24 protein-coding genes are annotated in these 26,029 nt (G+C 71.5%); 11 read left to right on the forward strand and 13 right to left on the reverse strand.

Features of this window, described 5'->3' with window-relative positions:
• Positions 1–24: 24 nt before the first annotated feature.
• Positions 25–555 carry a gamma carbonic anhydrase family protein gene (locus tag ACFYWI_RS21940; protein ID WP_389235015.1) on the reverse strand — a complete coding sequence of 177 codons (531 nt, stop codon included), beginning with the start codon at positions 553–555 and terminating at the stop codon, positions 25–27.
• A gap of 146 nt (positions 556–701) precedes the next feature.
• On the opposite strand from ACFYWI_RS21940, the gene ACFYWI_RS21945 reads away from it, so the two are divergent.
• Positions 702–1,439, forward strand: coding sequence for an acyltransferase (locus ACFYWI_RS21945; protein WP_389235018.1), 738 nt, complete (start codon positions 702–704; stop codon positions 1,437–1,439).
• Here the strand turns inward: ACFYWI_RS21945 and ACFYWI_RS21950 are convergent, their stop codons facing one another.
• A complete protein-coding gene (locus ACFYWI_RS21950; RefSeq protein WP_389235021.1) occupies positions 1,440–2,306 on the reverse strand; it encodes an EamA family transporter in 867 nt (288 codons plus the stop codon).
• A 93-nt stretch (positions 2,307–2,399) separates the two neighbouring features.
• Between ACFYWI_RS21950 and ACFYWI_RS21955 the strand changes: the two genes are divergently transcribed.
• Complete coding sequence (locus ACFYWI_RS21955) at positions 2,400–2,972, forward strand: helix-turn-helix domain-containing protein (protein ID WP_389235024.1); 573 nt, start codon at positions 2,400–2,402, stop codon at positions 2,970–2,972.
• Between the two features lie 43 nt (positions 2,973–3,015).
• Entirely contained in the window at positions 3,016–3,570 is a 555-nt protein-coding gene (locus ACFYWI_RS21960) for a YbaK/EbsC family protein (protein WP_389235027.1), read from the forward strand.
• A 23-nt stretch (positions 3,571–3,593) separates the two neighbouring features.
• On the opposite strand, the gene ACFYWI_RS21965 is transcribed toward ACFYWI_RS21960, so the two are convergent.
• Complete coding sequence (locus ACFYWI_RS21965; protein WP_389235030.1) at positions 3,594–4,001, reverse strand: CoA-binding protein; 408 nt, start codon at positions 3,999–4,001, stop codon at positions 3,594–3,596.
• Between the two features lie 63 nt (positions 4,002–4,064).
• Here ACFYWI_RS21965 and ACFYWI_RS21970 point away from each other — a divergent pair, with 63 nt between their 5' ends.
• Genes ACFYWI_RS21970 through ACFYWI_RS21980 form a run of 3 tightly spaced genes read left to right on the forward strand, consistent with a single transcriptional unit; the run spans position 4,065 to position 9,130 of the window.
• A complete protein-coding gene (locus ACFYWI_RS21970; RefSeq protein WP_389235033.1) occupies positions 4,065–4,691 on the forward strand; it encodes a YigZ family protein in 627 nt (208 codons plus the stop codon).
• A 42-nt stretch (positions 4,692–4,733) separates the two neighbouring features.
• Positions 4,734–5,900: an exonuclease SbcCD subunit D gene (locus ACFYWI_RS21975; protein ID WP_389235036.1), complete on the forward strand. Its 1,167-nt coding sequence runs from the start codon at positions 4,734–4,736 to the stop codon at positions 5,898–5,900.
• Positions 5,897–9,130 (forward strand): AAA family ATPase, encoded by a 3,234-nt coding sequence (locus ACFYWI_RS21980; protein WP_389235039.1) that lies wholly within the window; start codon positions 5,897–5,899, stop codon positions 9,128–9,130. Before ACFYWI_RS21975 ends, ACFYWI_RS21980 begins: the two co-directional genes overlap by 4 nt.
• A 20-nt stretch (positions 9,131–9,150) precedes the next feature.
• Here ACFYWI_RS21980 and ACFYWI_RS21985 read toward each other — a convergent pair whose 3' ends face one another.
• Positions 9,151–9,597, reverse strand: a complete 447-nt coding sequence (locus ACFYWI_RS21985; protein ID WP_389235042.1) for an Lrp/AsnC family transcriptional regulator — start codon at positions 9,595–9,597, stop codon at positions 9,151–9,153.
• 135 nt (positions 9,598–9,732) lie between these two features.
• Here ACFYWI_RS21985 and ACFYWI_RS21990 point away from each other — a divergent pair, with 135 nt between their 5' ends.
• Entirely contained in the window at positions 9,733–10,194 is a 462-nt protein-coding gene (locus ACFYWI_RS21990) for a rhodanese-like domain-containing protein (protein WP_389235045.1), read from the forward strand.
• Between the two features lie 285 nt (positions 10,195–10,479).
• Here the strand turns inward: ACFYWI_RS21990 and ACFYWI_RS21995 are convergent, their stop codons facing one another.
• From ACFYWI_RS21995 to ACFYWI_RS22005, 3 genes are all read right to left on the reverse strand, one after another.
• On the reverse strand, positions 10,480–11,265 hold the full coding sequence (locus ACFYWI_RS21995) for an ATP-grasp domain-containing protein (protein ID WP_389235048.1): 786 nt from the start codon (positions 11,263–11,265) through the stop codon (positions 10,480–10,482).
• Positions 11,266–11,421: 156 nt separating this feature from the next.
• Positions 11,422–13,104 (reverse strand): DUF885 domain-containing protein, encoded by a 1,683-nt coding sequence (locus tag ACFYWI_RS22000; RefSeq protein ID WP_389235051.1) that lies wholly within the window; start codon positions 13,102–13,104, stop codon positions 11,422–11,424.
• A gap of 48 nt (positions 13,105–13,152) precedes the next feature.
• Positions 13,153–13,641 carry an Lrp/AsnC family transcriptional regulator gene (locus tag ACFYWI_RS22005; RefSeq protein WP_389235054.1) on the reverse strand — a complete coding sequence of 163 codons (489 nt, stop codon included), beginning with the start codon at positions 13,639–13,641 and terminating at the stop codon, positions 13,153–13,155.
• A gap of 59 nt (positions 13,642–13,700) precedes the next feature.
• Here ACFYWI_RS22005 and ACFYWI_RS22010 point away from each other — a divergent pair, with 59 nt between their 5' ends.
• Positions 13,701–14,900 carry a trans-sulfuration enzyme family protein gene (locus ACFYWI_RS22010; protein WP_389235057.1) on the forward strand — a complete coding sequence of 400 codons (1,200 nt, stop codon included), beginning with the start codon at positions 13,701–13,703 and terminating at the stop codon, positions 14,898–14,900.
• Here the strand turns inward: ACFYWI_RS22010 and ACFYWI_RS22015 are convergent.
• The 3 genes from ACFYWI_RS22015 to ACFYWI_RS22025 all read right to left on the reverse strand — a co-directional run bounded on the left by ACFYWI_RS22015 (position 14,836) and on the right by ACFYWI_RS22025 (position 19,787).
• The gene (locus ACFYWI_RS22015; RefSeq protein WP_389235060.1) at positions 14,836–16,275 is read right to left on the reverse strand and encodes a GNAT family N-acetyltransferase; all 1,440 of its coding nucleotides are present in this window, start codon (positions 16,273–16,275) and stop codon (positions 14,836–14,838) included. The two genes, ACFYWI_RS22010 and ACFYWI_RS22015, sit on opposite strands and share 65 nt — an antisense overlap.
• 675 nt (positions 16,276–16,950) lie before the next feature.
• Complete coding sequence (locus ACFYWI_RS22020; RefSeq protein WP_389235063.1) at positions 16,951–18,525, reverse strand: alkaline phosphatase D family protein; 1,575 nt, start codon at positions 18,523–18,525, stop codon at positions 16,951–16,953.
• Positions 18,526–18,956: 431 nt separating this feature from the next.
• Complete coding sequence (locus ACFYWI_RS22025) at positions 18,957–19,787, reverse strand: alpha/beta fold hydrolase (protein ID WP_389235066.1); 831 nt, start codon at positions 19,785–19,787, stop codon at positions 18,957–18,959.
• A 160-nt stretch (positions 19,788–19,947) separates the two neighbouring features.
• Between ACFYWI_RS22025 and ACFYWI_RS22030 the strand changes: the two genes are divergently transcribed.
• Together ACFYWI_RS22030 and ACFYWI_RS22035 are read left to right on the forward strand one after the other, a co-directional pair.
• Positions 19,948–20,838: an RNA polymerase sigma-70 factor gene (locus ACFYWI_RS22030; protein WP_389235070.1), complete on the forward strand. Its 891-nt coding sequence runs from the start codon at positions 19,948–19,950 to the stop codon at positions 20,836–20,838.
• A gap of 253 nt (positions 20,839–21,091) precedes the next feature.
• A complete protein-coding gene (locus tag ACFYWI_RS22035; RefSeq protein WP_389235574.1) occupies positions 21,092–21,856 on the forward strand; it encodes a GntR family transcriptional regulator in 765 nt (254 codons plus the stop codon).
• Between the two features lie 52 nt (positions 21,857–21,908).
• Here the strand turns inward: ACFYWI_RS22035 and ACFYWI_RS22040 are convergent, their stop codons facing one another.
• From ACFYWI_RS22040 to ACFYWI_RS22050, 3 genes are all read right to left on the reverse strand, one after another.
• Entirely contained in the window at positions 21,909–23,066 is a 1,158-nt protein-coding gene (locus ACFYWI_RS22040) for an ROK family protein (protein WP_389235073.1), read from the reverse strand.
• Positions 23,067–23,155: 89 nt separating this feature from the next.
• Positions 23,156–23,806, reverse strand: coding sequence for a response regulator (locus ACFYWI_RS22045; RefSeq protein ID WP_389235076.1), 651 nt, complete (start codon positions 23,804–23,806; stop codon positions 23,156–23,158).
• 4 nt (positions 23,807–23,810) lie between these two features.
• Positions 23,811–24,986, reverse strand: a complete 1,176-nt coding sequence (locus ACFYWI_RS22050) for a sensor histidine kinase (protein ID WP_389235079.1) — start codon at positions 24,984–24,986, stop codon at positions 23,811–23,813.
• Positions 24,987–25,094: 108 nt separating this feature from the next.
• Here ACFYWI_RS22050 and ACFYWI_RS22055 point away from each other — a divergent pair, with 108 nt between their 5' ends.
• Entirely contained in the window at positions 25,095–26,027 is a 933-nt protein-coding gene (locus tag ACFYWI_RS22055; RefSeq protein ID WP_389235083.1) for an ATP-binding cassette domain-containing protein, read from the forward strand.
• Positions 26,028–26,029: the final 2 nt, after the last annotated feature.

The following is a 26,029-nucleotide window of genomic DNA, read 5'->3' on the forward strand; positions in this document are numbered from 1 at the left end:
CGCGCGGTCCGTGTGCGCCGCTGCTCAGTCCGTGTGTGCCGCGCGGTGTTCCCGGGACAGGTCCACGTAGACCGCCGCGTTCAGCCTGATGCCCTCGAGCTCCTCGGCGGTCAGCTCCCGCCTGACCTTCGCGGGAACGCCCGCGACCAGCGAGCCCTGCGGCACCTGCATGCCCTGCGGTACCAGTGCCTGCGCCGCGATCAGCGATCCCGCGCCGATGTGTGCGCCGTTGAGGACGGTCGCGCCCATGCCGACCAGTACGTCGTCCTCGACGGTGCAGCCGTGCAGCACGGCGTTGTGACCGACCGAGACCCGCTCGCCGACGGTGACCGGGAAGCCGGGGTCGCTGTGCACCGTGCAGTTGTCCTGGATGTTGCTGTCCGCCCCGATCACGATCGGACCGCAGTCGGCGCGCAGGACGCTCTGGTACCAGACGCTCGACCCGGCGGCCAGGGTCACCTCGCCCATCAACACGGACGTCGGCGCCGTGAAGGCCTGCGGATCGACCTTCGGCTCCCTGCCGCCCACACCTGAAACCAACGCCCGCTCAGCCATGCCGTCTCCCTGGTGATCACCACTCACGCGTACGAGCACGGTAAGCGAGCCACCCTGCCCGCGGTGAGGTGGGGTCCGGTGGGGTGGGGTGAAGATCACAGCATGCGGCGCCGGGCCCGTCGTGCGGGGGCGACTACCGTGTGCGGGTGCCGAAGAACCGAAACACGTTCCCATCGCCGACCGCATGGGGCCGGCGCGTTCTCGCGCGCGCCGTCCACCTCGGATGGCGCTGGGTCCAGGAGGCGGGCGCCGTCACCGCCGAGCACCCGGGGCGGCTGCGCTTCCGGCGCCTCGGCCCCGGCACCCGGCTCGCCTTTCCGCAGGGCACCGTCTTCGGCGAGGCCTGGATCGAACTCGGTGACCACTGCATCATCGCCGAGCAGGTGACCCTGACGGCCGGGATGATGCCGGGTCTGGACCTCGGTTGCGACCCGATCCTGACCCTGGGCGACGGCGTGGTTCTCGGACGCGGCAGCCATGTCATCGCCGACACCCGCGTGACCATCGGCTCGAACACCTACTGCGGGCCGTACGTCTACATCACCTCGACCAACCACAGTTACGACGATCCGCACGAGCCCGTCGGCAGGCAGTGGCCGCGCACCGACCCGGTGGAGATCGGTCCGGGCTGCTGGCTGGGGACCGGCGCGGTGATCCTGCCGGGCGCGCGGCTCGGCCGCAATGTGGTGGTAGCCGCGGGCGCGGTGGTTCGGGGCGAGGTTCCCGACCACTCGGTGGTGGCGGGAGCGCCGGCCCGCGTCGTACGCAGCTGGGACGAGGAGCGCGGCTGGCAGCCCCCGCTGCGCACGCCGGCTCCCCGGCCGATCCCCGAGGGGGTCACTCCCGAGCAGCTCGTGGCGCTCGCCCAGCTCGAGGAGAGCTGATCAGCCGGTGGCCAGCATGACGGTGCCGACGAGTGCGAGTCCGGCACCGGCCGCCTGGACCGTACGCAGCCGCTCCTTGAGAACGAGCAGGGCGGCAAGCGCCGTGACCACCGGGTAGAGGTTGGCGAGCACGGCCGCGACCGTGACCGGACCGGTCTGGGCTGCGATGGAGTACGTGCCGTTCGCCGCGACATCGGCCAGGCCCACGAAGGCGAGGGCGGGCAGCGCGGCCAGGATCGCCTTCGGACCGCCGGCCTCGGGCAGCGCCCGCGCACCGCGCCGTACCGACACGTACAGCGCGGCGCCTCCCACCGCGACATTGGTGACGCGCTGCACGAACAGTGCGAGGAACAGGCCGGTGAGGGTGGTCGAGGCCTCGGCGATCAGGGCGAGCACCGCACCGAATCCGAAGGCGGCGACCAGGGTCATGATGACCGCCTGCCGCTGTACGGGTGCGCCGCGCAGCTCCGGGCCGCCGGCGAGCACGATGCCGGCCACGGCCACCGCGATGCCCGCGAACTGCAGCAGCCCCGGCCGCTCGCCCAGGATCAGGCCCACGCCGACCGGTACGGCTACACCGAGCGACCCGAGCGGTGAGACGACTCCCATCGGGCCGAGCGCGAGTGCCTTGTAGAAGCAGAGCATCGCCACCGGGCCGACGGCGCCCGCCGCCACGGCGTACCAGAGCTGCGGGCCCGCCTCGGCGAACCCGCCGGTGGCCACGACGATCGTCCCGAGCACCAGTACCGCGATCGACTGCGAGACGACCACGACGGTGAGTGCCGGGGTGCGTCGCGTCAGCAGCCCGCCGCCGAAGTCGGCCAGCCCCCAGAGCAGGCTGGTGGCCAGGGCGAACAGTGCGGTCATGGCGTGCCTCGCAGTACAGTGCAGTGAACGATTGAGTACAGCACACCGTAGTGCAGTCTGTTGGACTATGTCATCCAGAATATTGGACGGAATGTGTCGGATCTCGACCAGCTCACGCAGTCGCTCGCGCGCAACCTCAAGCACTGGCGTGGCGAGCGGGGTTTCACGCTGGATGCCCTCGCCGCCCGCGCGGGCGTCAGCCGGGGCATGATCATCCAGATCGAGCAGGCCCGCACGAACCCGAGTGTGGGCACCACGGTGAAGCTCGCCGACGCCCTCGGCGTCAGCATCACCACGCTCCTCGACTACGAGCAGGGCTCCCAGGTCCGCCTTGTCCCCGCGGACCAGGCCGTGCGCATGTGGTCCACGTCCACCGGCAGCTACACCACCCTCCTGGTCGGCAGTGAGCGCGGCGGACCGCTGGAGATGTGGGGATGGCGGCTGATGCCGGGCGACGGCAGCGCCTCCGACCCGCACCCCGACGGAACCACCGAACTGCTGCACGTCACCGCCGGTGTGCTGACCCTCGTCGTCGACGGCCGGTCCCACACCGTGCCGGCCGGCACCTCGGCGACCTTCGAGGCCAACGTCCCGCACGCCTACCGCAACGACGGCGAGGAAACGGTCGAGATGACGATGGCGGTCTCGGTGCCGCCCGTCCGCTGAGAGGGACGATCACCTGCTGCGGCGGGGCTGTTAGCGTGCGACCATGCGCGCACCCATCGGAAACTTCGACGACGCCACGCCTGCCCCCGACTGCCTCGACGAGCTCACCGCACCGGTCGCCGCCGCCGTGCGCGCCTGGAGCGGTGACATCCCCGCCGAGCAGCTGATCTACGTCGACACCGACCCGGAGATCGCCGACACCGCCGTCTTCGTCGAGCACTACGGACAGGATCTGCTCGAGCAGTCGGCGAACTGTGTCATCGTCGTGGGCAGGCGCGGCGGCGGGACGACACTGGCCGGCTGCCTGGTCCTGTCCCACACGCGCGTCGACGTCAACGGTGCCGTACGCAAGCAACTGGGCGCCCGCAAGGCCTCGTTCGCGGCAATGGACACCGCCACCGGCGAGAGCGGCATGGAGTACGGAGGCATCACCCCGATCGGGCTGCCCGCCGACTGGCCGCTGCTGGTGGACTCCGCCGTGATCGACGCGGAATGGGTCCTCGTCGGCAGCGGCCGCAGGCGGGGCAAGCTGATCGTGCCCGGGAAGGCCTTCGCCGCACTGCCGGGTGCCGTGGTCATCGAGGGCCTCGGCATCTGACCTGCGGGGGCGAGCGGTGGCGCTCAGCCCAGCCGGGGGATCTCGATCGCGGGGCAGCGGTCCATCACCATGTCGACACCGGCCTCACGCGTGCGTGCGTACGCCCCGACATCGATCACCCCCAGCTGGAACCAGACCGCCTTCGCGCCGATCTCGACAGCCTCGTCGGCGATCGGACCCGCGAGGTGGGAGTTGACGAAGACGTCCACCACATCCACCTCGAACGGGATGTCTGCGAGTTTCGCGTACCCCTGCTCACCGTGGACCGTCTCCGCCTTCGGGTGCACCGGCACGATGCGCTTGCCGTAGCGCTGGAGCGCATCGGCCACGCCGTACGCCGCCCGCGACTCGTTGCTGGACAGGCCCACCACCGCCCAGGTGTCGCCGGTGGAGGTCAGGATGCGGCGGATCGTCTCTGCGTCTGCGTACATGCCAGGGAACAACCGGCCCACCTGGCGGAGAATTCCGCTCCGGCCGCCGCATAGGGTGGCGGGATGCAGGAGCAGTACCGGACAGTCGCAGGCGAGGGCGTCCACGAGACCGAGATCAACCGATCGCGCTTCATCTGTGCGCTCGCCCCCGCCGCGACCGAACAGGAGGCGCAGGCGTTCATCGCCCGCATCCGCAAGGAGCATCCGACCGCCACGCACAACTGTTCCGCGTATGTCATCGGAGCCGATGCCGCCGTGCAGAAGGCGAGCGACGACGGTGAGCCGGGTGGGACGGCGGGCGTGCCGATGCTGCAGATGCTCCTGAGGCGGGAAGTCCGGTATGTCGTAGCTGTCGTCACCCGGTACTACGGCGGAGTGAAACTCGGCGCGGGCGGACTGATCAGGGCCTACGGGGGAGTGGTCGGTGAGGCACTGGACGCGCGCGGCACGATCACCCGGCAGCGCTTCCGGCTGGCCTCCGTCACGGTCGACCACCAGCGCGCGGGCAAGCTCGAGAACGATCTGCGGGCGACCGGCCGACAGGTGCGCGAGGTCCGGTACGGCGAAGCCGTCACGATCGAGCTCGCCCTGCCCGGCGCCGGCGTGGACGACTTCCGGGCGTGGCTCGCCGATGCCACGGCCGGTACAGCGGAGTTGGAGCTCGGTGGCGAGGCGTACGCAGATGCCTGAAGCCACCCGCGATGTCCGACCCCACCGATACGCTCCTGGATCATGAGATTCCTGCATACGTCGGACTGGCACCTGGGGCGGTCGTTCCACCGGGTGAGCATGCTCGACGCCCAGGCCGCGTTCCTCGACCACCTGGTGGCGACGGTGCGCGCGCGGGACGTGGACGCGGTGCTGGTCGCGGGAGACGTGTACGACCGGGCCGTCCCGCCGCTCGCCGCCGTCGAGCTGTTCGACCAGGCACTGCACCGGCTCGCGGCCGCATCCGTACCGACCGTGATGATCTCCGGGAACCATGACTCGGCGCGTCGGCTCGGCGTCGGCGCAGGACTCATCGAGCGGGCCGGTATCCATCTGCGGACCGACCCGGCAGGTTGCGCCACTCCCGTACTGCTGGCGGACGCCCATGGTGAGGTCGCCTTCTACGGACTGCCGTATCTCGAACCGGCGCTGGTCAAGGACGAGTTCAAGTCGGACAAGGCCAGACACGAGAGTGTGCTCGCCGCGGCCATGCGGCGCGTACGGGACGACCTGGCCGCCCGGCCGCAGGGCACCCGGTCCGTGGTCCTCGCCCATGCCTTCGTCGCGGGCGGTGAGGAGAGCGACAGCGAACGGGACATCACCGTCGGCGGGGTCGCCGCCGTGCCCGCGGGGGTCTTCCAGGGCGTGGACTACGTCGCCCTCGGCCATCTGCACGGCTGCCAGACCATTACCGAGCGCGTGCGCTACTCGGGATCGCCGCTGGCCTACTCCTTCTCCGAGACCCACCACCGCAAGACCATGTGGCTCGTCGACATCGACGCCGAGGGCGGCATCGCGGCCGAGCGCATCGACTGTCCCCGCCCCAGGCCGCTGGCCAGGCTGCGCGGCACCCTCGAGGACCTCCTCGAGGATCCGGCGCTCGTGCGCCACGAGGAGTCTTTCGTGGAAGCAACCTTGACCGATCCGGTGCGTCCCGCCGAGCCGATGGCACGGATGGCCGAACGGTTCCCGCACACCCTCAGCCTCGTGTTCGAACCGCGGCGCACCGGCGAGGAGACGCTCGCCTCGTACGCCCAGCGATTGCGCGGCCGCAGCGACCAGCAGATCGCGGAGGACTTCGTGGCCCATGTACGCGGCGGCAGCGGGCCCGACGACCAGGAGCGCACGGTGCTGCGGGGCGCCTTCGACGACGTACGGGTCGAAGCGGGCGTGCGCGAGGTGGCCGGGTGAGGCTGCACCGACTGGCCGTCACCGCCTTCGGACCGTTCGGAGCCACGCAGGAAGTCGACTTCGACGCGCTCTCCAGTGCCGGTATCTTCCTGCTCCACGGGCCGACCGGCGCGGGCAAGACGTCCGTGCTCGACGCCGTCTGCTTCGCGCTGTACGGCGCCGTACCGGGAGCGCGGCAGAGCCCGGGCGCATCGTTGCGCAGCGACCATGCCCAGGCCAATACGCCCACCGAGGTCCGCCTCGAACTGACCGTCGCCGGACGGCGTCTGGAGCTCACCCGCCGCCCCGCTCAGCCGCGGCCCAAGACGCGGGGTACGGGCTTCGTCACCGAACGGGCCCAGAGCCTGCTGCGCCAGTACGACAGCGAGCGCGGCGAGTGGCAGGCGCTGAGCAAGTCGCATCAGGAGATCGGTGAGGAGATCACCCAGCTCGTCGGGATGAGCCGCGACCAGTTCTGCCAGGTCGTGCTGCTCCCGCAGGGCGACTTCGCGCGCTTCCTGCGGGCCGACGCCGAAGCACGCGGCAAGCTCCTCGGGCGGCTCTTCGACACCCGGCGCTTCGCCGCCGTGGAGGACAGGCTCGCCGAGCGGCGGCGCGCCGCGGAACAGCGGGTGCGGGCCGGTGACGAGCGGCTCCTCGCCCTCGCCCACCGGATGGCGCAGGCCGCGGGCGAGTCAGCGGGCGACTGGCCGCTGCCGGAGCAGCAGCCCGGTGACCCGGGCCTGGCCGCGGCCGTCCTGCAGTGGGCGGCGATCGGCCGCTCGGCCGCCCGCGAGCGGCTGGAGATCGCCGAATACGGCCTGGCCGGGGCCGAAAGCCGGCAGGCCGCGGCCCGGCGAACGCTGGACGACGAACGCGAACTGGACCGGCTGCAGCAGCGGTTCGCGGACGCCCTGCGCCGGTCCGAGGAGCTTCAGGCGCGTCGCCCGGAGCACGAGGCGCTGCTGGCGCGCCTGGAGCGGGCCCGCAAGGCGGAGCTCGTCGGGCCCGCACTGCGCCTGCGCGAGGACGCCGAGCGTGACCATCGGGTGGCTGTCACGGAGCGCGAGCGGACCCGGGCCGGGCTGCCGGCCGACCTCGCCGACGCGGGAGCGGAGCAGCTGGCGGCCAGGGAGGGGAGCCTGCGTCAAGAGCTCGGCGGCCTGGACGCCGCCCGCCGCGCGGAGCGGCGCAGCGCTGACATCACTCGTGAGCGGGGCGAACTGGACCGCCAGGCAACGGCCGACGACGACATCCTGCAGGACGCGGCGGACTGGCTGGCCGATTGGGAGCGTATGCGCAGCCGCCACCAGGAGCGGATCGAGGCCGCCCAGGAGGCCGCGACCCGTGCCGAGCACCTCGCGGGCCGGCTCGAATCGGGGCGCGAGCGCCTGCACGCGGCGCGCGAGCGCGACGAACTTGCCGCCCGTACGGATCGGGCCGAAGCCCGACTGCGTAGGCTCCACGACGAGGCGAACACCGCGCACGGTACGTGGCTGGACCTGAAGGAACGCCGACTGCGCGGCATCGCTGCCGAGTTGGCGTCCGCGCTGGTCGCGGGAGACCCCTGCGCGGTGTGCGGTTCGGCCGAGCACCCCGCGCCGGCGCGCGCGGACGCCGACCATGTGGACCGTGCGGCGGAGGACGCCGCGTACGAGGGCTACACACGGGCCGACGAGGCGAAGGCGGCGGCGGCCAGTGAACTGGCGGTGCTCCGGAGGTCGCGTGCGACGGCTGCCGCCCGCGCCCGTGGCACGCAGCCGTCGACGCACCCAAGTGCGTCTGCGGGGACGGTCGATGCGGACGGCGAGTCGGATATCGGCGTGCCCGGTGCGGGGGGTCCCGTCGACGACGCTCCGGCACAGGTCGTCGGCGGCACCTCTGCGTTCGGGGTCGATGGGACGGACGGTCGGCCTTCGACTCCCGCCGAGCACGCCGGAACCGGCGGTCCGGCCCAGCCGTCGGCGCCCGACCGCGAGCCATCGGTCGTTCAACTCCTGGCTGTCGTGGAGACGTTGGAGCAGGACCACGACCAGGCGCGCCGCATCGCCTCCGGTATGCATGCCGCTCGCGAGGCACTGGACCGGGGCGAGCGCGAGCACCGGGAGCGCATGGACGCCCAGCAGCAGGCCGGGCGACGGGTCGCCGCACGGACCTCGCGGCGGGAGTCCCTCGAGCAGGAACAGACCGAGCTGGAAGCCGAGTTGATACGGGCGCGCAGCGGCGCGGCCGACGTCGCCGAGCGGGCCGACCTGCTGGAGCGCAGGGTGCGGCACCTGGCCGGCGCGGCGGAGGCCGTACGAACCCTCGACGGCACGGCCCAGCGACTGAAGGAGGCCGACGACCGGCTCGCCGACGCGGCGTTCCGGGCCGGCTTCGGCACCCCGAGGGACGCTGCCGCCGCCCTCGTCGGCGACGGCGAGCAGCGCGAGATCCAGCACCGGATCGACGCCTGGCAGACCGAGGCCGCCGCGGTCGCCGACCGGCTCGCCGAGAACGACAGCCGCGCTGCGGCCGAGCGTCCGCCTGCCGACCCCGGCTCGGCGCTGACCGTCCATGAGGCCGCCGAGCGGGCGTCGCGGACAGCAGCGACCGGGCTCGCCGCCGCGCGCGAGCGCTGCGCCGAACTGGACCGGCTTTCGGGGCAGGCGACGGCAGAGGTCCGCGGTCTCGGTCCGCTGCGTGAGGAGTACGACCGCGTCGCCCGCCTCGCCGCGCTCACTGCGGGCACGTCGGCCGACAACGAACGCAAGATGCGCCTGGAGTCGTATGTGCTCGCCGCCCGTCTCGAACAGGTCGCGGCGGCTGCCACCGTACGGCTGCAGCGGATGTCGTCCGGCCGCTACACCCTGGTCCACTCCGATGCCCGTACCGGAGGCAAGCGGGCCGGCCTCGGCCTGCATGTGGTGGACGCGTGGACCGGCAGTGAGCGCGACACCGGCACCCTCTCCGGAGGAGAGACCTTCTTCGCCTCGCTCGCCCTCGCGCTCGGCCTCGCCGATGTGGTGACCGACGAGGCCGGGGGAGTGCGGCTGGACACGCTCTTCATCGACGAGGGCTTCGGCAGCCTGGACGACCAGACGCTCGACGAGGTGCTCGACGTGCTTGATTCACTGCGCGAACGGGACCGCAGCGTCGGCATCGTGAGTCATGTCGCCGATCTGCGCCGCCGGATCCCCGCGCAGCTGGAGGTGGTCAAGGACCGGCACGGGTCGGTGGTACGCCACCGTACGGCGGGAGGGGGGAGCTGAGGCCTGTTTCCAAGCGGGGATCAGCCGCTGATCGCCCGGCGCGGAAGGGGCGAGGAGTAGACGACGCTGGTGGTGACGGACCCCAGCGTGCCGATCTTCCCCGAGACCTCCTCGAGGTGGCTCATGGAGCGGGTGGCGACCTTGATCACAAAGCAGTCGTCGCCCGTCACATGGTGGGCCTCGAGGATCTCGGGCGTCGTGCCGAGCAGATCGTGGAACGGCTTGTAGTTCCCGTTCGGATAACGCAGCCGCACGAACGCCAGGAGGGGCAGTCCCAGCCGCTCGTGGTCGACGACGGCCGTGTAGCCGGTGATGACCCCCGCCTCCTCCAGCCGCCGCACCCGCTCGGTGACCGCGCTCGCCGACATCGAGACGGCCCTGGCCAGCTCGGCGAAGCCGGCCCTGCCCCGGGCCTGGAGTACGTGGAGTATGCGCCAGTCGGTGGCGTCCGGTGAATATCCCGTCATGTCCGAGAGATAACAGGGGAATCCCCGGCCGATCAAGACACCTCCCGTGGATTCCCACTTCATGGGAACGACCAGCGACCCTAGATTCTCAGTCATGACCACGACGACGATTCCACAGCTCGGGGCAGTCGGCCGGTGAACTCCGTCCTGCGGGTGCCGCCCGCCTCCCCGGCCGCCGCTGCCGTCTACTTCAGCGCGAGCCTGGCCTTCCATGCCGATGTCTCGGACGTCGCGGGCGCCCTCGCGGCCGACGGGGACCCCGGATTCGTCGTGCTGGACTCCCGCTCCACCGAGTCCTGGGACCAGGGCCATGTGCCGGGGGCGATCCACCTGCCGACCGCGCTGATTCCCGCGCAGGCGGAGAAGCTCCTCGACAAGTCCGTGCCGGTCGTCACGTACTGCTGGGGTCCCGGCTGCAACGGTGCCACCCGTGCGGCGCTCGCCCTTGCGGAGCTCGGCTTCCAGGTCAAGGAGATGCTCGGCGGCTTCGAGTACTGGGCCCGGGAGGGCTTCGCGTACGAGACCTGGCAGGGTCCGGCCGAGCGTGAGGCCGACCCCCTGACCGCGCCTGTCGACGCGGAGGACTGCGGCTGCTGAGACGGGGCCGCCGCTTCGTCGCGGGTCGTGCCGTGGGCCCAGCAGCTCGAACACGCTGGAGAATCGGTCGGATCCATGCCCTCGGCCGAGCGCCGCCGTGGCCGACCGGGGGCCGCCGCGCTGCGCGCAGCAGCGGTGCTCCCATGCCGCAGGCCGAGCGGGGCGATGTCGAGCGCATCACCGTGCGGAACGGGCCGCGCCGGGGGAGGAGGCACACGCGGCGGAGTTCGCCGCGTACGCCGACGCCGGGGCCGGGATCCCTGCCCAGGCTGAACGGCGCCGCGGTCACCCCCCGCGCAGGACCGACGGGCAAGGGCGTACAAAGCGCGCGTCCGACGGCAGTGTCTCGGCCGCCGGGCGTGCGGCCCGCAGAACGACGTCCAGGGCCGTGTCGTCGTCGCAGGCGTAATGGCCGCTCGCCCAAGCAGCGTTGGCCTCCACGACCGCCCAACCACCGTCCACGGCGCCGACGTCGACCACGATCGCGCTCGGCAGACCCGTACCCCCGAGCCGGGCGGCGAAGTCGAGAACCTCGGCCCGGCGCGGGTCCTTGTCGAGCGGCGCGACATCGAGGTCGCCGTGCACGGCGTAGCGGCTCCCCGTCACCACGACACCGTCCAGCAGGAACAGCCGGTACTCCGTCATGAACCTCACGATGTCGCTGACCAGCACTCGGGTGTCGTCGTCCGCCGCGTCAGGTCCCGGCAGCCCGCTGCCGTCCGCGTAGATCCGTGCGGGGAAGCTCTTGTCGTTGGGCGGCTTGACGAAGGCGGGCCGGCGAAGGGCGCGGGCCTTCGCGAGAGAGGTGAACTGGATCTCGCGGCCGGTGAGTTCGTACGGCAGCGAGGCCAGCCAGTCCTCGGGGGCCTCCAGCAGCGCGAGCCCCAGCTCGTCGGCCACCGCGTCGGCGAACAGCGGAGCGGCGTACAGGGAGGCGCCCGGCGCGCCCTTCGACTCCTCGGGCACCCGCCAGTCGTGCATCGTCCGGACGCTCATGCCGCGCCGCACTGCCGCTGCCGCGAGGGCGGAGCCGGTGGCGGTGACTCTGGGGGAAAGGTGAAGCGTGCGCATGACACGACAGGATGCGGCAGGGGGAGGGGGAGCGGGAAACGAATTCTCGGGGCGGGGCGGGGCGGCGGCGCTCGCATCCCCCGGCCGATGAGCTGCGGGGTCCCGGGTACGGCCGGCCGGGGGGGCGAACCCGCCCCCCGGGCCGGCCCTCAGCCGTCACAGTTTCGACAGCTCGTCGACCAGGTCGTCCAGTCCCAGCGCGCCCTGTGACAGGGCCGCCATGTGCCACGCCTTCGCGTCGAACGCGTCGCCGTGCGCACGGCGGGCGTTCTCCCGGCCCAGCAGCCAGGCGCGTTCGCCGAGCTTGTAGCCGATCGCCTGGCCGGGGATCGACAGATAGCGAGTCAGTTCACTCTCCACGAAGTCCGCGGGCCGGCCGCTGTGGCTGCCGAAGAACTCCTGCGCCAGCTCCGGCGTCCAGCGCTCGCCGGGGTGGAAGGGCGAGTCCGCCGGAATCTCCAGCTCAAGATGCATGCCGATGTCCACGATCACCCGGCACGCCCGCATCATCTGCGCATCGAGATACCCGAGCCGGCGCTCCGGGTCGGGCAGGAAACCCAGCTCGTCCATCAGGCGCTCCGCGTACAGCGCCCAGCCCTCCACATTGGCGCTGACGCCGCCGACCGTCGCCTGGTAGCGGGACAGCTGGTCGGCGACATGCGCCCACTGCGCGATCTGCAGATGATGGCCCGGCACTCCCTCGTGGTACCAGGTCGACACCAGGTCGTACACGGGGAAGCGCTCGGCTCCCATGGTCGGCAGCCAGGTGCGGCCGGGGCGGGAGAAGTCCTCGGAAGGGCCGGTGTAGTACGGGGCGGCCGCTCCTCCCGGCGGGGCGATGCGGGACTCCACTTTCCTTACCCGCTCGGCGAGTTCGAAGTGCGTGCCGTCCAGCGCGACGATCGCCTCGTCCATCAGGTTCTGGAGCCACACCCGCACCTCCTCCTCGCCCTCGATGTGCTCGCCGTGCACGTCGAGGTGGGCCAGAGCCTCCCAGGGGCCCGCGCCCGGGATGATCTTGTCGGCCTCGGTCCTCATCTCGGCGAGCAGCCGGTGGTACTCGGCCCAGCCGTAGGCGTACGCCTCGTCGAGATCGAGATCGGTGCCGTTGTAGTAGCGCGACCAGCGCGCGTAGCGCTCGCGGCCGACCGTGTCCGGGGCGTCGGCGACAGCGGGGGCGTACACATCGCGCATCCAGTCGCGCAGCTCGGAGAGTGCCGTGCCGGCGATACGGGCGGCCTCGTCCAGTTCGGTGCGCAGCGCCTCGGGGCCGTCCGCCGCGAACTCCTCGAACCAGCCCCGCTCCGAGCCGATCCACTCCGTCAACTGCCCGATGACCGTCCTCGTCGCACGCGGGCCGCCGTGCAGCTTCCTCTCGAGTCCCAGGGCCAGCGACGCGCGGTACCCCTCCAGAGCCGCCGGGACCGCGCGCAACCGCTGTGCCACGGCCGCCCAGTCCTCCTCGGTCTCCGTCGGCGTCACGCTGAACACCGAGCGCACGTCATGGGCGGGCGAGCTCAGGTTGCTGACCGTTCGCAGGCCCTCGTCCGCCTCATGGACGGCAAGCTGTGCCGTCAGCCGCTCGCGCAGCAGACGGCCGCAGCGCCTTTCCGTACCGCTCTCGGCCCCGGGGAGCTTCTCCGCCTCGTCGAGCCGGGCCAGTGTCGCGCGAGCGAGCGCGGCGACGGCCTCCTGCCCCACGGGCGAGTAGTCCGGGAGGAGACCGGAGCTCTCCCTGATTCCCAGATAGGTACCGGTGATCGGGTCGAGTTCGATGAGTGCGTCGACGTAGGCGTCGGCTACTTGGCGCGGCAGCGCGCTGTTGGAAGTGTCTGGCATGCGCACATCCTGATACGAGCGGGGCCCCCGCGTCACCACCGTCCGGATTCAGTCGCCTGTCGCCGAAGCGGGCGGGAGCAGCGGGCCGCAGTCCCACTGCTGGAAGATCAACCGGGTTTCCACACGCGCGACTTCGCGCTGCGACGTGAATTCGTCCAGAACCAGCCGCTGCAGATCCGCCGGATCCTGCACGGCCACATGCACCAGATAGTCGTCGGGGCCGGTGAGATGGAACAGCGCGCGCGACTCGGGCAGCGCCCGGATGCGGTCGACGAACGGCCCGATCAGCTCCCGCCGGTGCGGCCGCACCTGCACCAGGAGCAGCGCCTGCAACCCGCGCCCCAGCCGGGCCGGGTCCAGGGCGAGCCGATGGCCCAGAATCACGCCGGAGCGGCGCAGCCTGGTGACACGGTCCAGACAGGTGGACGGGGCGACCCCGACCTCTGCCGCCAGCTCCCGGTACGTGGTCCGGGCGTCGTTCTGCAGAAGGCGGAGTATGTGCAGATCTACCGGGTCCAGTGCGACAGATTCAGCCATTTGTCGAACGTAGCACGGGCCTGGAGCATTACTTTCCGGTAGGTGTTCACAGTGCGGCCATGGAGAACGCAGCTTCGGTCACCCCTGTACCCCGGGCCCTGGCCACCGATGCCGTGCACGCCGGACGCGAGGATCTCGCCCAGCTCGGCCTGCACGCCCCGCCGCTCGATCTGTCCACGACCTACCCGTCGTACGACGCCGCAGCCGAGGCAGGACGGATCGACGCATTCGCCACGACCGGCGCCAAGCTGGAGGGCCCGCCGGTCTACGCCCGGCTGGACAATCCGACCACGGCCCGGTTCGAGACCGCGCTGGCCAAGCTCGAGGGAACCCAGAGTGCGGTTGCGTTCGCCAGCGGTATGGCGGCATTGACAGCCGTCCTGCTGGTGCGGGCGAGCATGGGGCTGCGCCATGTGGTTGCCGTCCGGCCGTTGTACGGCTGCAGCGACCATCTGCTGAACGCCGGGCTGCTCGGGACCGAGGTGACCTGGGCAGACCCGGCCGGCATCGCCGACGCCCTGCGCCCCGACACCGGTCTGGTGATGGTCGAGACGCCCGCCAACCCGACGCTCGCCGAGGTCGATCTGCGGGCCGTACGGCATGCCTGCGGCTCGGTTCCGCTGCTGGTGGACAACACCTTCGCCACCCCCGTGCTGCAGCGCCCGGTGGAGGAGGGCGCCCGGCTGGTGCTGCACAGTGCGACCAAGTACCTGGGTGGTCACGGTGACGTCATGGGCGGCGTGGTCGCCAGCGACGAGGACTTCGCCCGCAAGCTGCGCCAGGTGCGGTTCGCGACCGGCGGCGTACTGCATCCGATGGCCGGATACCTGCTGCTCCGCGGCCTGTCCACGCTGCCGGTACGGGTCCGGGCCGCATCCGCGACCGCCGCCGACCTGGCGCGGAGGCTTGCCACGGACCCGCGGGTCGCCCGGGTCCACTACCCGAGCATCGGCGGGGCGATGGTCTCGTTCGAGGTCTACGGCGACCCGCACGACGTGATCGCCGGAGTCCGGCTGATCACCCCGGCGGTCAGTCTCGGCAGCGTCGACACCCTGATACAGCACCCGGCCTCCATCAGCCACCGGATCGTGGCCGAGGGAGACCGGCGCGCGGCGGGCGTCAGCGACCGGCTGCTGCGGCTGTCGGTCGGGCTCGAGGACGTCGAGGACCTCTGGCGGGATCTGACCGAGGCGCTCAGCGCTCGATCTGTTCGTAACGGGACTCCGGACGTGCGGGAGCCGTATCGAGTCGCGCGGTGACCACCAGCGTTCCTTCCTCGATCTGGTAGTCCAGCGGCAGACCGAGACCGCGCATGGCCGCAACCATGGCGGTGTTGGACGACTGGGTGACGGCGTACACGCTCTCGCAGCCCGCCTCGCCGGCGAGCACGACCAGCCGGCGGAGCAGCTCGGAGCCGATACCGCGCCGCTGCCAGTCGTCCTCGACCAGCAGAGCCACCTCGGTTTCGTCGCCGTCCCACAGCAGATGGCCGAGGGCGACCAGGCGGCCGGACGCCGCCTCCACGGCGAGCGTGCGGCCGTAGCGCGGGCTGAGCAGATGGTCGAGATAGCGGCCGGCGTCGCCGACCGGCCCGTGGTAGCGCAGGCTCAGGGTGCGGTTGGAGCACCGCTCGTGCATGGCCAGGGCGGCCTCGACATCGCCCTGGTCGGCGCGGCGCACGGTGATCTCGTTGCCCTCGGGGAGGGTGAGGACGTCCTGGCTGCGCGGGATACGGGGGCCCAGACGGGCGTCGAGCTCGACCAGAGCTCGTGCCCTGGCGAATTCGGTGGGCGTGAAGGGGAGATAGGGCCGATCGACGGTGATCGCGCCGCCGTTCGGGTCACGCAGGTGCATCACCGTCTCCTCCAGTACGCCCTCCAGTGGCGGCAGCTCACCGGTGGACCGGCCGGTCAGCGAGAGGGCGGGCCGGGAGCGTATCGTGCAGCGGCCCAGCAACTGCCGTAGCGCGAGAGGGAGTTCGGCCGCGTCCAGCGCGGTGCGGGTGGCGAGTCCGAGCACCCGGGTCGGGGTGTCGACCAGATCGTGGGCATCGGCGCGCTCGATCCACGTGCTGCGTCCGCCGGCCGCGGCAACCTCACGGCTGATCTCCTGTGCCTGGAGTGCGGCCGGGGCCCGCAACAGGAATTCGTCCACCGTCCCGTCGGCCAGTGGATGGGTCTGCAGCGTCAGAATGTCCACGCGCTGCCCCGCGAGCGCCGTGCACAGCGCGGCAAGGCTGCCCGGCGTGTCCCGCACCGTGGTGCGCATGCGCCACAGCACGGTCTCCCGCGGGCGGTCGTCGGTGGAGTGGTCGGTGGAGTGTTGCGTGGAGTCGTCGGTGGAGCCGGAGTTGTGGCCCGATGCGGTGCGGCCTTCGGCGGCCGGTGTCCGTGTCGGGCTTCCGGTCGGAGGAGCATGGCTGTGGCGGCGTGCCCACCATGTGTGGAACGCGGCCGTGGCGACGAGCGTCCCCGCCGATACGACCAGCAGGAACGGGCCGTCGGGACCGTGCCCGACGAGATTGGCGACGGCGTCGGCGACCGCGACGGCGGTGAACATGGCGGCCAGTTCGACGAGATCCCGTCGCCAGTGGTGCGGACGGCGGGCACTCTTCGCAGAAGTCACATCTGTCATGGCACCACTGTGACCGAACGGTGTTGCGTGATCACGAACGCTTTGTGACTGATGGGTTAAGCGTGCTTCTAGGCCGCTATAGGTGGTTTTTGGCTATTCCTGGCGTGGAGTGTTCGTTCCAGGATGCGCCGCAGTCGTCAGCCGGGATGCCGGCCGGGGGTGGGCCCGGGCGAACCCGTTTTCCCGGCCGGTGCGGCCGGACCGCAGATCTCCTGCTCGCCGGCCGCACCCGTGCGCCGTGACCGCGGCGCGCACTGCTCGACACAGTCTGCGGCATGTCCAGTACCCGGCGAGTCCGCGCGGCGGCGGTCGGCGCTGGGCAGCGACCCGGGCGCGGCCGGGAGGACCGCCCACGTCCTCGCACAGGTGCCGATCACGGCGGTCGCACGGGGGCCGAAACGACCGGCCGGTGGAGCTGCACCGTCCCCTCCCCGCACTCCGATCTTCCGCCCGCGCCGCGTGCTGTCCCGCTGCCGGCGTGCGGACGGCACCGGCAGTGCGTCGAAGGCCCGTAGCCGGTCCTCGCCGCGCTCGGCGCCCACGCCGTCGGAGGAACTGAGCAGCGCCGGTGCCTCCCCGCCGTCGCCTTCGGCGAGCAGGGCCCCGGCCGCGACGAGCGCAAGCCCGGACGGCCCGGCAGGTCACCATGCGCTGCGCGACCCGCGCTGCCCGCCGCTACTGGCCCACCCGGCCCGGCTGAAGCGTCTTGCTGAACAGAACCGTGTTGCCCTCCGCCCGCAGCCGCACGGTCAACTCGCCGCTGTCGCCGTCGATGGCCACCTCTCCGAAGTACTGCGGCGACTCCATCGGCGACACATTCGGGCGCTCAGGCGCCCGGACGAAGATCCGGTCCGGACCGAAGGTGCCGTCCAGCGCGTTGGCCGGGAAACCGCCGGCCGCCAGTGGACCGGAGACGAACTCCCAGAACGGCGCGAAGTCCTTGTACACCGCCCGCTCCGGCGCGTAGTGCTGAGCGGACGTGTAGTGCACATCCGCCGTGAGCCACAGCGTGCCGGTGATCCGGCGGTGCTTGATGAACCGCAGCAGATCGGCGATCTGCAGCTCCCGGCCGAGGGGCACGCCCGGGTCCCCCTGTGCCACGGCCTCGAAGTTCGCTGAACCGTCCGGCACCACGAGCCCCAGCGGCATGTCGGATGCGATCACCTTCCACACCGCACGCGACCGGGAGAGCTCCCGCTTGAGCCAGGCGAGCTGCTCGGCACCGAGGATGCCCTCGGCGTCGTCGGCCTGGCGCCCGGGGGAGTTGGCGTTGCGATACGTCCGCATGTCGAGCACGAACACGTCGAGCAGCGGACCGTGGTGCACCACCCGGTGGATACGGCCGTCGCTGCCGCGCGGGGACAGCGTGCCGACGGGGAAGTACTCGCCGAACGCCTGCATCGAGCGCCGCGCGAGAACATCGACGTCCTTCTCGGTGTACCGCGGATCGTCGAGGATCTGGCCGGGGTACCAGTTGTTGCGCACCTCGTGGTCGTCCCACTGCACGATCGTCGGGACCTGGGCGTTGAACCGCCTCACATGGTCATCGAGCAGGTTGTACCGGAAGTTTCCGCGGTATTCGCCGAGCGTCTGGGCGACCTTCGACTTCTCCTCGGTCACGAGGTTGCGCCACACCCGTCCGTCGGGCAGCGTCACACTCGCCGCGAGCGGCCCGTCCGCGTAGACCGTGTCACCACTGCACAGGAAGAAGTCCGGGTCGAGGCGGCGCATCTCCTCGTAGGCACGGTAGCCGCCGATGTCCGGGTTGATGCCCCAGCCCTGCCCCGCGATATCGCCCGACCACAGGAAACGCACACCCTCACGCCGCCGGGCAGGGGCCGTACGGAACGTCCCGTACACCGCCTCGCCACAGCGCCGCGGATCGTCCGGGTCGGCGAGCGTGACCCGGTAGTGCACCTGCTCGCCGGGCGGCAGCCCGCGCAGCGCGGTCGTCCCCGTGAAGTCCGTGCCCGGGCCCAGCAACGGGCCGTGCCAGCGGCGCGCGTGCCTGAAGGACTCGGTTGCGGAGGTCTCCACGATCATCCGCGCGGGCCGGTCCGAGCGCACCCACACCAGCCCGGACGAGGTCGTGACATCGCCGGTCTGCACGCCCCACGCGGCGCGCGGGCGGCCGGACAGCGCCAGCGCGGGGGCGGCGGCCGTCGGCAGCGCCAGCGCGGCCGATGCGGCGACCGTGCCCATCAGGACGGAACGGCGGGCGGGGGAGGATCTTGGCGGGATGTGCGACATCGCTTGCGCCTCCAGGCGGTTCCGGACAGTGTGCCGTGCCATGCCTAGTGCCCGGCCGCGGCCGGCACGCGAACCCCAAGTGAACAGCCGGCAGCGGACGTTGAGGGACCGTCCCAGCGCGCCGCGCGCGTGGACCGCTTCAGTCGGCGGCCGTACCTCGCGAGCGATCTCGGACGGTCCAGATGCGCGTACCCGAGCAGCTCCACCCCGTCGTCCGCCCCAGCGCCGGCCGCACCCGTCGACTGCCCGAGCGGCCGACGGGTGGTCGGTCGGCGGACGCGTGGCCCGGCCGGCCCCGGAGTGGCGCTCGGCTCGGGCGTGCCCGCGCCCGAGCCGGACGCCGCGACGCCACCGTTGCCGCCGCGGGCCTCCGGTTCGGTCTCCACCGCCGCGGCGGCCTGCGGCACCGGATCAGCCGCAGGCTTGCCGGGTCAGTTGCTGGCGTCCAGCAGGAGGCGGGCCACCAGCGCCGGGTCGTCGTTCATGGGGACATGCCCGCAGCCCGGCAGCCGGACCAGACGCGCGCCGGGAATGATGTGCTTGGCCCGCAGGCCCTGACGGCGCACGAGCAGACGGTCCCTGGTGCCCCAGCCGATGGTGACGGGCAGATCGGGGATGTCGTCGGTGAACAGCACATCGCGCCCCGCGGCGAGGGTCTGGTGGAAGCCGGTGGCCCCCCGCAGGCTGAGCGTCTCGGCGACGGCGGCCTCGGGTGAACGCCGTCCGGGCCGTGCGTAGATGGTGCCGGTGAGCGCCGTCCGACCGGCGGCCGTGCGGGACAGTCGCTCGATCAGCGGCAGGGGCATGGACCGCGCCCCCAGCCGCATCGCGCGAAGCGTCGTGAACGCGTAGCGCCTCTCGGCCTCCGACCAGAAGCCGGCCGGGGACAGTGCGGTCACCGACCTGACGAGCTTCTCGCGGCCCAGCTCGAGAGCGAGCAGGCCGCCGAGGGAGTTGCCCGCGACATGCGGCCGCTCGACGCCCAGCGCCGTACAGAACGCGCCGAGCGCGACGGACACGGTGGACAGGTCGTAGGGCACGCCGTCGGGCAGCGCGGGCGAGGTGCCGAAGCCGGGCAGATCGACGGCGATCACATCGCGCTCGGCGGCGAGAATCCCCAGCACGGGCTCCCATGCCTGCCAGTGGTGCCCTATCCCGTGGAGCAGCAGCAGCGGCTCACCGGAGCCGCGGCGTTCATAGGCGACGGACAGCGCGCGGCTGCCCTGCGCCGTCTCGATGGAGAACGAGATCTCTGCGGCCATCCAGCTGCTCCCCTGACACTTGTCGTAGACGCACTGTCAGTAACAATTACCGTTCGGTAGCTTCCAGTTCAAGGGGACAGTAGTGCGGTGCTCGCCACTGTGCCGCGCGACGCACCCATACCGCCTGGACAGCGGAGGCCGCGTGGGCTGGGATGGAGGGGTGGCAGCAGACACCGCAACCGCCGTTTTCGAGGAGCACCGACCCGTTCTGACCGGCGTGGCCTACCGGATGCTCGGCAGGGTCGCCGACGCCGAAGACGTGGTGCAGGAGGCCTGGCTGCGCTGGTCGGCCGAGGAACGCGACGAAGTCCGGGAACCGCGGGGGTACCTCGTCCGGATCACCACCCGCCTCGCCATCGACCGGCTGCGCCACGTCCGGTCGCGGCGCGAGGCGTACGTCGGTCCCTGGCTGCCCGAGCCCATCGTCACCGACTTCGGCCCTGCCGTGCCCGACACGGCCGAACGGGTGGTGCTCGCCGACTCCGTCTCCCTCGCCGTCCTTGTCGTCCTGGAGTCGCTCTCGCCGCTGGAGCGGGCGGTGTTCGTGCTACGAGAGGCCTTCGGCTTCTCCTACGGGGAGATCGCGACCACGCTGGAGCGCTCCGAGGCGGCCGTGCGCCAGCTCGCCGGCCGGGCACGCAAGCATGTCGAGGAGCGCAGACACCGGTACGACGTGGACCCCGCCGAGTGCCGCGATCTGACGGAGCGTTTCCTCGCGGCGGCGGCCGGAGGCGACCTGCACGGGCTGCTGAACCTCCTCGCCCCCGATGTGCGCCTGGTCAGCGACAGTGGAGGCAAGGCCAAGGCCCCCTTGCGCGTCATGGAGAGCGCCGACAAGGTGGGTCGTTTCCTGGTCGCCGTGGCACAGCAGCAGGCACCCGACGCGGAAGCCCGCCTGGTGGAGCTCAACGGCGCTCCCGCCCTGCTCGTGCTCTCGGGCGGGAAGCCGGACACGGCCTTGCAGGTGGAGGTTCTGGACGGACGCATTCAGTGCATTTACATCGTCCGCAACCCAGACAAGCTCGGCGCGCTCGAGTCCCTCCAGCGCTGACGCCACGGCTTTCGCCGCACGTCGGACCCCGTGTCGGATCCGGACACGGGGTCTCATGCCGTGCCTGTTCGGCGGGGTCACGAACGTCCTGTAAACGCTCTGCGAAGTCGTGCTGTTCCGTAGCGTGACGGAGGCAGGATTGGTCTTGACCAAGGTCCTGGGCGGTCCTATGGTCGCAGAGATAGTGCAGGAACCTTTAATAAACAAGGGCGCGGAAAAGCCGCCGCTGACACGGCGATTGCGGAGGATCAGGGTGGGGACCACGCAACTGGAATCGGTGCCGGAACCTAAGTACTGGCATCTCAAGACCGTGATCGGTGAAGCACTCGACTCGGACTTCACCGTGGGCGAGATCCTGCCGAACGAACGAGATCTCGCCGCACGCTTCGGCGTCGCCCGCGCCACGCTCCGCCAGGCGCTCGAGCAGCTCGAGCTGGAAGGCCGCCTCCAGCGCCGCCGCGGCGTCGGTACGACCGTCGCCCCGCCGCGCATGGGCGTGGACGTGTCCACCTCCGAGCACGACTGGCCCGGCACGGACGCCGACGCCTGGCAGGCCGCCGAATGCACCGTCACCGTCCCGCCGCCCGCCGTGGCCCGCGTGCTCGGCACCGACACCGACGAAGCCACCCACATCGTGCGCCGCGTCCGCATGATCCACGGCCAGCCGGTCGCCGCCGAGCTGCTGTACGTCCCCGCCTCCTCGGTGCCCGCCCTGCCGGCCATCGACGCACCGTCAGGACCCGCGCTCGCCCGCGGCGTCCTGCGCGAACTCCAGCACCTCGACCTCGAGGGCCAGGACCGCGCGGTGGAACTGGGCTCGGCGCGCGCCGACGACGCCAGGGAACTGGACCGGCTGCCGGGCGCGCCTGTACTGGTCGTCACCACCCGCTACTTCTCCGCCGGCCGCACGGCCGCCGTCTCGGTGGCCACCTACCGGGCCGACACCTGCCGTCTGACGTTCGGCGACTCCGGGGACCTGGAGATCAGCCACCACGACCAGGAGCGCCGCGCCTCCTGACGGGCCCGCTCCACGCCCGCCGGTGCGGCCGGCCGCAGCCGAACTCTCACGCTCAGCGCCGGGCCGTCACCGTTCGCTCGACCGCGAACAGCTGCTCCTCCACGTGGTCGAGCGCCAGGCGCAGCGCACCCGTCGCCACGGCCGCTTCGCCCAGCAGGGACAGTGCCACCCTCGGTGGCCGCAGGCAATAGCGGGACAGCTGCTCGCGCAGCGGATCCAGTACGCCGTCCAGCCCCGCCGCCCAGCCGCCGACCACCACCAGCTCGGGATCGAGTGCCAGCACCAGGGCGGCCACATTGTGCACCAGTCGCTGGATGAACCGGTCGACCGCCGCGCGTGCCTGCTCGTCACCGCCCTTGGCGAGCGCGAACACATCGGCGACCGCCTGCTCGTCCAGCGGGTGCAGCGGCTTGTCCGTTGTCGACAGCAGCTTCTCGGGGGTCGCCTCGCGGCCCAGCAGGTGCAGCGCGCCGATCTCGCCCGCCGCACCGCCGTAGCCGCGGTGCAGCCTCCCGCCGATCAGAGAGCCCGCGCCCGGGCTCAGCCCCGCCAGCACGAACACGATGTCGTCCGAGTCCGTCGCGGCGCCCTTCCAGTGCTCGGCCACCGCGGCGGCGTTGGCGTCGTTCTCCACGAGGACGGGGCAGCGGAACGACCTGCGCAGCCGCTCGCCGAGCGCCAGACCGGTCCAGCCGGGCAGCGCCGTGCACAGCCGTACGGTGCCGTCGGACTCCACGATCCCGGGTGAGCCGACCCCGACCGCACGCAGACTGCCGCGGGCGACACCGGTGCGGCGCAGCACATCGGCGACGACCGCGCGCACGCGTTCCAGTCGCTCGTCCTCGCCGGCGGTCTCCGGCACCTCACGGGAACCGGCGCCGATGATCCGCCCGTCGAGGCCGGAGAGCAGCACGGCGACGCGATGGGCCCCGATCTCGATCCCCAGCAGATGACCGGCTTCGGCACGGAACCTGAACCGCCGGGCCGGACGCCCCTGTCGGCGCGTCTCGCCCTCCTCGGGAACGCACTCGACGACCAGACCGATCTCGATCAGCCCTTCGACCACACCCTCGACGGTCGGCCGGGACAGCCCTGTGATCCGGGTCAGATCCGTGAGCGTGGGGGAGTCGGCGCTTCGCAGGGAATGGAGTACCACCGCGGAATTGATCCGCCGCAACAGCGACGGGTCTCCGCCGGTCAGCCGCCCCATCCGTTGTGTCCTCCCAGCTCGAGCGCGTGTGTGCGGATCGTACTCGCCTGCGTACGACGGCGGCGAGCTCCTGCCGGACGGAGCCGGGGTCAGGCAGGGGCCACGAAACCGGACTCGTACGCGGCGATGACCGCCTGGGTGCGGTCGCGGGCGCCCAGCTTGGCGAGCACAGCGCTGACATGGGACTTCACCGTCTCCGAGCCGACGATCAGCTCGGCGGCGATCTCCGCGTTGGACAGCCCCCGGGCCATCAGCCGCAGCACCGCCGCCTCGCGCTCGGTGAGCGCGGCCCGCTGCATCGCGTCGCGGGCGGCGCAGTTGCCGTACTCGGCGGCCAGGGAGCGGACCGCAGCCGGGAACAACAGCGACTCGCCCTCGGCGACCAGCCGCACCGCGTGCACGATCTCGGCCGGCCGGGCGCGCTTGAGCAGGAAGCCGTCCGCCCCGGCGCGCAGCGCCTCGTAGACGTACTCGTCGTTCTCGAAGGTCGTCACGACCAGGATCTTCGGCGGCTGAGGGACTGTACGGAGCACGATCCGTGTGGCCTCGATGCCGTCGAGCAGCGGCATCCGCACGTCCATCGCGACCACGTCGGGCCGCAGTTGCCGGACGAGGGGGACCACGGCCGCGCCGTCGGCCGCCTCGCCCACCACCTTGATGTCGGGCTGCGCCTCCAGCACGGCGCGCAGACCCGCGCGGACCAGGGGTTCGTCGTCAACGAGCAGAACGGTAACCGGCATCCGGTCAGCGTAGGCCGTCCAGCGGCAGCCTTACGCGCACCCTCCATTCTCCCTCGCACGGTCCGGTCCGGGTCTCTCCGCCGAGCAGAGCGGCCCGCTCCCGTATGCCGCGCAGCCCGCTGCCGCCCTGTCCCCTCGGTGCCGTGCCGCTGGTGAGCGGATTGGTCACGTCCATCTCCAGTCGCTCCCCGATGACAGCGATCCGCACCTGTACCGCGACGGGACCGCAGTGGCGCAGCACATTGGTGAGTGCTTCCTGGAGGATGCGGTAACCCTCCCGGGAGACCGGCCCGGGCACCAGCTCCAGCGGACCTGTCATCTCGGCGTCCACCTTCGCCCCGGACGCCCGTGCCGACTCCAGCAGGCGGTCCGACTCTTCGAGAGACGGTCGCTGGCTCACCGGCTGTCCGGTCTCGCGCAGAACGAGCAGAACGCGCTCCAGATCGTCGAGGGCGGCCCGGCCCGTCTCCTCGATCGCGGCCAGGGCCCGTTCGGTGAACTCCGGGTCCCCGGCGACCCGCGCCGCACCCGCCTGCACCACGGCGACGGTCAGCGCGTGCCCGATGGAGTCGTGGATCTCCCGGGCGATGCGGTTGCGCTCAAGCAGTTGCTCGGTGCGTTGCTCGAGGGCGGTGAGACGTTCGGTCGGGGATGGCCCGAGCAGGCGGCGGGCGAGGAAGGTGACGAATTCACCGAGCACCACGAAGCAGACGCACAGCATCACGATCGGTACCACCGCGAGCAGCGCGTACCACCAGTGCGGCTCCCAGGAGCCCAGCACTTTGGCGTCGGTAGGTGCACCGCCCCCCGCCCGCGCGATCAGATCGATGGTGGTCACGGGCAGCCACACGCTCGCCATCGTGGCCACGCCGGACAGGAGCAGCCGCACCTCGAGCCACAGCACCGTCCTCCAGCGGTCCCGCCAAGTGGCCGCCGGCGCGGTCGCGATGGAGGCGTCCGGCTTGCCCCGCTCGTGCGGCGTCAACAGCAGCTGGGCCTGTATCCCCTCTTCGAGCCGCACCGCAGGAAGGAGACCCACCGGAACGGCCAGCGCAGCCACGACGTAGACCCGCTCCATGTCGATGAACATCCAAATGGCCACGAAGGCCATGGGGATGCACAGATGCAGCCAGCGTGTGTACGTGACGGGCCGGGCCAGCGGGCGGAGGAAGCGGAGCATTCGTCCATGGTGCCAGCGCCATGATCGCAGCCGCTCCCCCCGCACGGGGGAGACGAAGTCCACGAGTGGGGGAGGTCCGGGACCTGGTGCGAGGGCGAATGTTGAGACATGAGCAGCATCGATGTCCAAGAACTCACCAAGGAATACGGCACGACCCGCGCCGTGGACCACCTCACGTTCAGCGTGCGGCCCGGCCAGGTCACCGGATTCCTCGGCCCCAACGGCGCCGGAAAGTCCACCACCATGCGCATCGTCCTCGGTCTGGACCGGCCGAACTCCGGCACCGCCACCTTCGGCGGACGGCGCTACGCCGAGCTCGGCGAGCCGCTGCGCCAGGTCGGTGCCCTGCTCGACGCCCAGGCCGCGCACGGTTCGCGTACCGCGCGAAACCATCTGCTGGCCCTCGCGGTGAGCAACCGCATCCCGGCGCGGCGTGTGGACAACGTCCTTGAGGAGGCGGGCATCGCGGGGGTCGCGGACCGGCGGACAAAGACCTTCTCGCTCGGGATGCGCCAGCGGCTCGGGATAGCCGCAGCCCTGCTCGGCGACCCGTCGGTGCTGATTCTCGACGAACCCTCCAACGGACTCGACCCCGAAGGCATCATCTGGATCCGAGAACTGATGCGAGGGCTCGCCCGGGAGGGCCGCACCGTCCTGGTCTCCAGCCATCTGATGAATGAGACCGCGACCTTCGCCGACCACCTCGTCGTCCTCGGCCGGGGCCGACTGCTGGCCGACACCCCCGTGCAGGACTTCATCGACCTGCGCATCCGGCCGAGGGTCCGACTGCGGACCACGGAAGGCAGCCGACTGCGCGCTGCCCTGCTTGCCCGGGGCTTCGCACCTGTCCGGAGCGAGGACGGACTCTGGACGGTCGAAGGCGCTCGGGTGGAGGAGATCGGGCGGATCGCCGCCCACGAGACCATTCCCATCCTCGAACTCACCCATGAGACAGCCACGCTGGAGCAGGCCTATCTCAATCTGACCGCAGACCAGGCGGAGTACACGTCCGTTCGTACCAACGTGACCCAGGAGGCGTGAGC

The sequence above is a fragment of the Streptomyces sp. NPDC002889 genome (assembly GCF_042888425.1).
Classification (GTDB): Bacteria; Actinomycetota; Actinomycetes; order Streptomycetales; family Streptomycetaceae; genus Streptomyces.

What these genes read in the sequence shown, in the direction of transcription:
- ACFYWI_RS21940 (WP_389235015.1), bottom strand. Translation starts at nt 555, where the DNA reads ATGGCTGAGCGGGCGTTGGTTTCAGGTGTGGGCGGCAGGGAGCCGAAG.
- ACFYWI_RS21950 (WP_389235021.1), bottom strand. Translation starts at nt 2,306, where the DNA reads ATGACCGCACTGTTCGCCCTGGCCACCAGCCTGCTCTGGGGGCTGGCC.
- ACFYWI_RS21960 (WP_389235027.1), top strand. Translation starts at nt 3,016, where the DNA reads ATGCGCGCACCCATCGGAAACTTCGACGACGCCACGCCTGCCCCCGAC.
- ACFYWI_RS21965 (WP_389235030.1), bottom strand. Translation starts at nt 4,001, where the DNA reads ATGTACGCAGACGCAGAGACGATCCGCCGCATCCTGACCTCCACCGGC.
- ACFYWI_RS21970 (WP_389235033.1), top strand. Translation starts at nt 4,065, where the DNA reads ATGCAGGAGCAGTACCGGACAGTCGCAGGCGAGGGCGTCCACGAGACC.
- ACFYWI_RS21975 (WP_389235036.1), top strand. Translation starts at nt 4,734, where the DNA reads ATGAGATTCCTGCATACGTCGGACTGGCACCTGGGGCGGTCGTTCCAC.
- ACFYWI_RS21985 (WP_389235042.1), bottom strand. Translation starts at nt 9,597, where the DNA reads ATGACGGGATATTCACCGGACGCCACCGACTGGCGCATACTCCACGTA.
- ACFYWI_RS21995 (WP_389235048.1), bottom strand. Translation starts at nt 11,265, where the DNA reads ATGCGCACGCTTCACCTTTCCCCCAGAGTCACCGCCACCGGCTCCGCC.
- ACFYWI_RS22000 (WP_389235051.1), bottom strand. Translation starts at nt 13,104, where the DNA reads ATGCCAGACACTTCCAACAGCGCGCTGCCGCGCCAAGTAGCCGACGCC.
- ACFYWI_RS22005 (WP_389235054.1), bottom strand. Translation starts at nt 13,641, where the DNA reads ATGGCTGAATCTGTCGCACTGGACCCGGTAGATCTGCACATACTCCGC.
- ACFYWI_RS22010 (WP_389235057.1), top strand. Translation starts at nt 13,701, where the DNA reads ATGGAGAACGCAGCTTCGGTCACCCCTGTACCCCGGGCCCTGGCCACC.
- ACFYWI_RS22015 (WP_389235060.1), bottom strand. Translation starts at nt 16,275, where the DNA reads ATGACAGATGTGACTTCTGCGAAGAGTGCCCGCCGTCCGCACCACTGG.
- ACFYWI_RS22020 (WP_389235063.1), bottom strand. Translation starts at nt 18,525, where the DNA reads ATGTCGCACATCCCGCCAAGATCCTCCCCCGCCCGCCGTTCCGTCCTG.
- ACFYWI_RS22025 (WP_389235066.1), bottom strand. Translation starts at nt 19,787, where the DNA reads ATGGCCGCAGAGATCTCGTTCTCCATCGAGACGGCGCAGGGCAGCCGC.
- ACFYWI_RS22040 (WP_389235073.1), bottom strand. Translation starts at nt 23,066, where the DNA reads ATGGGGCGGCTGACCGGCGGAGACCCGTCGCTGTTGCGGCGGATCAAT.
- ACFYWI_RS22045 (WP_389235076.1), bottom strand. Translation starts at nt 23,806, where the DNA reads ATGCCGGTTACCGTTCTGCTCGTTGACGACGAACCCCTGGTCCGCGCG.
- ACFYWI_RS22050 (WP_389235079.1), bottom strand. Translation starts at nt 24,986, where the DNA reads ATGCTCCGCTTCCTCCGCCCGCTGGCCCGGCCCGTCACGTACACACGC.
- ACFYWI_RS22055 (WP_389235083.1), top strand. Translation starts at nt 25,095, where the DNA reads ATGAGCAGCATCGATGTCCAAGAACTCACCAAGGAATACGGCACGACC.